3 protein-coding genes are annotated in these 6,367 nt (G+C 71.9%); 1 reads left to right on the top strand and 2 read right to left on the bottom strand.

Annotated elements, in window-relative coordinates; translation table 11 throughout:
* The first annotated feature begins 331 nt into the window (after window positions 1–331).
* Entirely contained in the window at window positions 332–2,533 is a 2,202-nt protein-coding gene (locus L6E10_RS23820; protein ID WP_236221740.1) for an esterase-like activity of phytase family protein, read from the top strand.
* Here the strand turns inward: L6E10_RS23820 and L6E10_RS40920 are convergent, their stop codons facing one another.
* Window positions 2,534–3,382: an SWIM zinc finger family protein gene (locus L6E10_RS40920; RefSeq protein WP_236221739.1), complete on the bottom strand. Its 849-nt coding sequence runs from the start codon at window positions 3,380–3,382 to the stop codon at window positions 2,534–2,536.
* Window positions 3,375–6,350: a DEAD/DEAH box helicase gene (locus L6E10_RS23810; protein ID WP_236221738.1), complete on the bottom strand. Its 2,976-nt coding sequence runs from the start codon at window positions 6,348–6,350 to the stop codon at window positions 3,375–3,377. Before L6E10_RS23810 ends, L6E10_RS40920 begins: the two co-directional genes overlap by 8 nt.
* Between the last annotated feature and the right edge of the window lie 17 nt (window positions 6,351–6,367).

Raw genomic sequence — 6,367 nt, 5'->3', positions numbered from 1 at the left:
CACCGGGCCACCAGCATCACCAGACCACCGGCATCGGCCGCCCACGTCCACAAACCACGCCGCCCGCGTGCAGCACGACGTGCCCGGCCCGCCACACCCGTCGCCACCACCGCAGCCGCGAACTGCCGAACACCCCGCCACCCAGCCCCGCCAGCGTGCCCGTTCCCGCGAAAACTCAACAGTGGAAGCAAACCCGCTCCCCAGCCCGAACCAGACCGACCCAGGCCAACCTCCGTCGGCACCCGATGCACCCCGGATGATCAGCGAGCGTTCACCTCGACGCCCACTCGGTCAGCCACACTGCGCGCCTCCGAGCTGATGGGGAGGACCAGTGGTCCGGTTGTGCGCAGGCCTCGCGGCCTTCGTGGTGCTGTTGTCGGCCGCACCCGCCTCGGCGTCCGCGCCGCAGCGGTTCCAGCGCTTCGACACGATGCCGGTGTTCCGCAACAGCTCGGCGGCCGAGCACACGGCCGCCGAGATCGCCGCCGCCACCGCGGACGGCGGGCTGGTCGTCTACACCGACTCGCCCGCGCGGCGGATCGGCTTCGCCAAGACGGCCAAGGCGGGCAAGGCCGGCAAAGCGCTCACGCCGGACGGTGTGCTGCCGATGCCGGGCGAGCCGACGTCGGTCGACGTCGTCGGCGGGCTCGCGCTCGTCGCGGTCAACACCTCGGAGTCGCACGCCGAGCCGTCCGGCGTGCTGGTGGTGGTCGACCTCGGCCGGCGCGCGGTCGTGGCCACGCACGACCTCGGCGGGCAGCCGGACTCGATCGACATCTCGAAGGACGGCCGGTACGCGGCCGTCGCCATCGAGAACGAGCGCGACGAGGACGTGGCCGAAGGCGAGATCCCGCAGGCGCCGGCGGGGTTCCTGACCATCGTCGACCTCGTGGGGCGCGGCCCTGCCGCGTGGCAGCTGCGCAGGGTGGAGCTGACCGGCCTCGCGCAGGTCGCGCCGACCGACCCGGAGCCGGAGTACGTCAGCATCAACGGGCGCGACGAGGTGGCCGTCACGCTGCAGGAGAACAACCACATCGCGGTCGTGGACCTGCGGTCCGGCCGGGTCGTGAAGCACTTCTCGGCGGGTGCGGCGACGGTCGCGGGCGTCGACACCGAGGACGACGGCCGGATCTCGCCGACCGGGACCATCACGGCCGCTCGTGAGCCGGACGCGGTCGCGTGGCTGGACGACCGCACGCTGGCCACCGCCGACGAAGGCGACCACCGGGGTGGCTCGCGCACGTGGACGATCTTCGACGCCGCCTCCGGCGAGGTCGTGCGGTCCTCGGGCAACGAGCTCGACCAGATCGCGATCAAGCAGGGCCAGTACCCGGACGGCCGGTCGGACAACAAGGGCGTCGAGCCGGAGGGCTTGGCCGTCGCCACGTTCGGCCGTGACAGGTACGCGTTCGTCGGTCTGGAACGCGCCAACCTCGTCGCGGTGTACGACGTGAACGACCCGCGCAAGCCGCGTTTCCTGCAGGCGCTGCCGACCGGTGCCGGGCCGGAGGGCCTGCTGCCGATCCCGGCCACCGGCACGCTCGTGGTGTCGGCGGAGGAGGACTCGGCGCAGGACGGCCTCCGCTCGTCGCTCAGCGGGTACCGGCTCACCCGCAAGCCGCTCGCGGTGTCGCTGGCGCGCAACCAGGGCACGCCGTCGATCGTGTCGGACGGCATCGGTTTCGGGGCGCTGTCGGGGCTTTCCGGCATCCCCGGCAACCACCGCGACGTCGTGTCCGTGACGGACGCGGCCTACACCCCGACCCGGATCCTGACCGTCGACACCCTGGCGGCACCGGCGCGGGTCCGCGAGGAGCTGACGCTGACCAAGGCCGGCGAGCCCGTGGGGTACGACGGCGAGGGCATCGCCGCGCGCCGGGGCGGCGGGTACTGGATCGCGGCGGAGGGCGACGGCAAGCAGAAGCCGAACCTGCTCGTGGAAGTCGCGGCGGACGGCGCCGTCGTCCGGGAGGTCGCGTTGCCCGAGTCCGTCGCGAAGACGGCGACCGGCAACGGGTTCGAAGGCGTGACCGTGCTCGGCGGCGGCCGGTCCGAGCAGGTGTGGCTGGCCGTGCAGCGCGAGTGGAAGGCCGACACCGCGGGCCGGGCCGCGCTGGCCCGGTACACCCCGGCGACCGGCGAGTGGGCGTTCGCCGCCTACCCGCTCGACGCCGCCCGTCCGGGCACGTGGATCGGGCTGTCCGAGATCACCGCGGTGGACGACCGCACGGTGCTGGTCCTCGAACGCGACAACCAGCGCGGTGACGCGGCCGAGGTCAAGAAGGTCTACCGCGTCGACCTCGGCGGCGTGACTCCGGTGCCGGCCAGCGTCGTGAAACCGTTGGTGGAAAAGGAGCTCGCCAAGGACCTGCTGCCCGAGCTCCGGGCGGGCGGCGCCACCGCGCACGACAAGCCGGAGGGCCTCGCCGTGATCGGCGACGGCCGCTTCAAGCGGCTGGTGGGCGTGGTGGACAACGACGGCCTGGACGACGCTCCCGGCGAGTCGGTGTTCCTGCGGCTCGGCCGGCTCTGATCAGGAGCCGGCACCCTCGGGTCCGCGGTCCGGCGGCAGCGACAGGTACGCGGGGCGCAGCAGCGAGACGAGGTCCGACCGCCCGACGGTGATCGGCACGGCGTCGAACTGGTCCAGCACCGCGTCCGCGCGCACGGCCGCCGTCGGATCGCCGAGGGTCAGCCTCGTCGCCGTCTGCTTCTGCCAGAACGTGTCCAGGCACTTCGTCAGTGGCGGCGCCTCCTCGCGCGCCGCCACCGCACGGGTGGTGCCGCGCAGGGTGCGCAGGCGTTCGAGCAGGTCTTCGCGGCTGCGTCCGCGCCAGGCGAGGATCTCGAACGGGTCGTTGTCGAACGACTCGGCGAGCAGGTAGCAGGTGGCGGCGAGGTGCTTGCAGGGCACCTCCCAGTCCGGGCAGGTGCAGTCCATCGTCAGCTCGCGCTGCGTGGCGGGGAACAGCTGCAGGCCGAGCGAGGCGAACAGCGTCTCGATGTCGCTCGGCATCTCGCCGGCCAGCAGCTTGGCGGCGTAGAGGGCTTTGCCGGCCAGCGCGTGCTCGATGCGCTGCCACTCCGGGGTGGTGAACGCCTTGATGGCGATGCGGGTCTTGTACGGCGTGGGGCGCGATCCCTGCACCAGCGCGATGACCATGCTGGTGGACAACGACAGCGAGAGCACCTGGCCCTGGCGGGCGTAGTTGCGGCCGCGGGTCAGGCGGCCGCCCATGCCGAACGACTCGAGCACCTCGATGAAGCGGCGCGACCACCAGGTGGCGCCGATGTCACCGCGCTTGCTCCTGGCCTTGATGCCGTTGTCCACCTTGATGGTCTTGCCGTAGCGGGGCCGTTCGCCGGACCAGTGCTCACTCACCGACGGCCTCCCCGGACAACGTCAGCAGGTCGCGCAGCTGCGCGGTGGACAGGTCGGTGAGCCAGTTCTCGCCGGCGCCGACCACCAGTTGGGCGAGCGCGCGCTTCTCCTCGATCATGGTGTCGATGCGCTCCTCCAGCGTGCCGATGCAGACGAACTTGCGCACCTGCACGTTGCGACGCTGGCCGATGCGGAACGCGCGGTCCGTCGCCTGGTCCTCCACGGCGGGGTTCCACCAGCGGTCGAGGTGGATCACGTGGTTGGCCGCGGTGAGGTTGAGACCGGTGCCGCCCGCCTTGAGCGACAACAGGAACAGCGACGGACCCTTGCTGTCCTGGAACCGCTCGACCATGCGGTCGCGGGTGGCCTTGTTCGTGCCGCCGTGCAGGAACATCACCTCGGTGTCGAAACGGGCGGCCAGGTAGGGCACCAGCATGCTGCCGAACTCGGTGAACTGCGTGAAGCACAAAGCCTTGTCGCCCTCGGCGAGCACTTCCTCCAGCACCTCCTCGAGGCGCGCGAGCTTGCCGGAGCGACCGGCGACGCGGGACCCGTCGCCGAGGAAGTGGGCGGGGTGGTTGCAGACCTGCTTGAGCTTCGACATGGTCGCGAGCACCAGGCCCTTGCGGCCGATGCCCTCGGCCTCCTCGATCTTCTCCAGCATGTCGTTGACGACGGCCTGGTAGAGCGAGGCCTGCTCGGTGGTGAGGTTGCACAGCTGGCGCATCTCGACCTTGTCGGGCAGGTCGCTGATGATGCGCGGGTCGGTCTTGACGCGGCGCAGCACGAACGGGTTCGTGATCTTGCGCAGGCGGGCGGCGGCGTCCTGGTCGTTGTGGCGCTCCACCGGCACGGCGAAACGGGCGCGGAACGTGTTCACCGTGCCGAGCACGCCGGGGTTGGCGAAGTCCATGATCGACCAGAGCTCGGCCAGGCGGTTCTCGACGGGCGTGCCCGTGAGCGCGACCCGGTGGCGTGCCTTGAGCTGCCGGACGGCCTGCGACTGGCGGGTGGCGCTGTTCTTGATGTTCTGCGCCTCGTCGAGCACCACGCGGTCGAAGGTCAGGTCGCTCAACGCGTCCGCGTCGCGGGCCGCCAGCGCGTAGGTGGTGAGGATCAGGTCGTTGCTCTCGACGGCCTCGCGCAGCGCGTCGCCGCCGAGGCGGCCGGCGCCGTGGTGCACGTGCACCGAGAGCTCCGGGGTGAACCGGGCCGCCTCGCGCTGCCAGTTGCCGACGACCGACATCGGGCAGATCAGCAACGTGGGTGGCCGCTTGCCTTGCGCGCGGTTGAGCGCTTCCAGTGCGAGCAGCTGCACGGTCTTGCCGAGGCCCATGTCGTCGGCGAGGCACGCGCCCAGGCCGATCTTGTCGAGGAACGCGAGCCACGCCAGGCCACGCTGCTGGTACGGGCGCATGCGCGCGCCGAAGCTCTCCGGCGGTTCGACGGGTTCGAGCTGTTCGTCGGCCTTGCCGGACAGCAGGTCACCGAGCCAGCCGTCGGCTTCGACGGAGGTGAGCGGAAGCGGCAGGCTCTCGTCCTCCTCGGTCAGTCCGCTGTGGAGGACGACCTCGGCCGCCGTCATCCGCCCGCCACCGCGCTTGAGGAACGCGAGCCCCGCGGCGAGCCGCTTCTGGTCGACCTGCACCCACTGGCCGCGGACCTTCACGAGCGGCACCTTGGCCTTCGCGAGCTCGGCCAGCTCGGCGTCCGTGAGCGTCTCCTCGCCGAGAGCGAGCTCCCACCTGTAGTCCACAATGGACTTCAAGCCGATCTCGCTCTCCTTGGCGACGGTGCCCGCCGTGCCGCGGCTCTTGGTGGTGAGCTTCAGGCCGAGCCTCGTCGTCTGCTGCCACCACGACGGCAGCAGCACGCCGAACCCGGCCTGCGTCAGCACGGGCGCTGCCTGCAGGAACCGGTAGGCGCCCTCCGCGTCGACCTCCATCTCGGCGGGGTGCGAGCCGCGCAACGCCTCGTCGAGGTCCGGGTGCAGCTTGCCGGCGCGTCCGAGGTCGGCCAGCAGGTGCTCCTGCGGTGCCGGGATCCAGCGCCGCAGCACGCCGTCGTCCGCGAACCACACCTGGTGCGCGGGCACGAGCACGCTCGGTTCGTCGACGGCCTGCAGCAGGAACTCGACGGCCCACTCGTCCTCTTCGCGCTGCTCGGGCGAACGCAGCCGGAAGCACGTGCGCACGGGGCTTTCGTTGCCCGCGCTGTCCTGCCACCGGTCGAGCTGTTCGCGCAGTTCGTAGAGCTCCACCGGGTCGGAGTCGAACGCCGGCTCGCCGGTGAGCGCGGCGAGCCACGACTCCGCGGTCGTCGCTCGGCCACGTCGGCGCGGCGCGATGTCGAGCCCGTTCAGCCGGGCCCTGACCTGCTCGTCGACCGCTGTCGTGAGCGCGGCGCGCACGAGTTCCGCGGGGTCGCTGACGACCTCCTCGCACCGGCACGCGGGCGGCATCGCGGCCTGGAGTGCCGCGAACCGCGCCGAGTCCGTGCCCGACAGCAGCGGCACCCACCGCGCGACCGCCCGGTCCGGTGCGACCGAGGGCAGCACGCGTCCGCGGTCGACCAGGTCGGTGGCGAACCCGGCCACGTCGAACACGAACCGGGCGGAGTCGCTGAGCCGCACCTCGGCGCTGAGGTCCGGGGCGCCTTCGAGGCGGATCGTGGGGACACCCCACTGCCGTAGCTGCACCTTGCCCCGCGGCGCCCGTCCCGCCGTCAACGGGTCGCGCACCAGCTCAGGTGACGCCATCGGCCCCGACGAGTACGACGGCAACAGCAACGGGCGCGTGGTCGTTGTGGACGGTTCCCGCCCGAGAGCGCCGGCCAGCACCTCGGCCGCGGCAGCGAACGGGTGCGGCGCGTCCCGCCGCGTGCTCTCGCTGCGTGCGGGCAGCCCGGAATCCTCGGCCCACAGCGCGAGTGCGCCGTCGGTCGTGCACAGGCCATGCAGTACGAGCACCTGTGAACCCTATGTGC

Origin of the sequence: Lentzea sp. CC55, from assembly GCF_021056325.1 — a bacterium.
Classification (GTDB): Bacteria; Actinomycetota; Actinomycetes; order Mycobacteriales; family Pseudonocardiaceae; genus Lentzea; species Lentzea jiangxiensis.
Note: the sequence above shows the minus strand (reverse complement) of the source record. Positions and strands in the feature narration are given on the sequence as shown.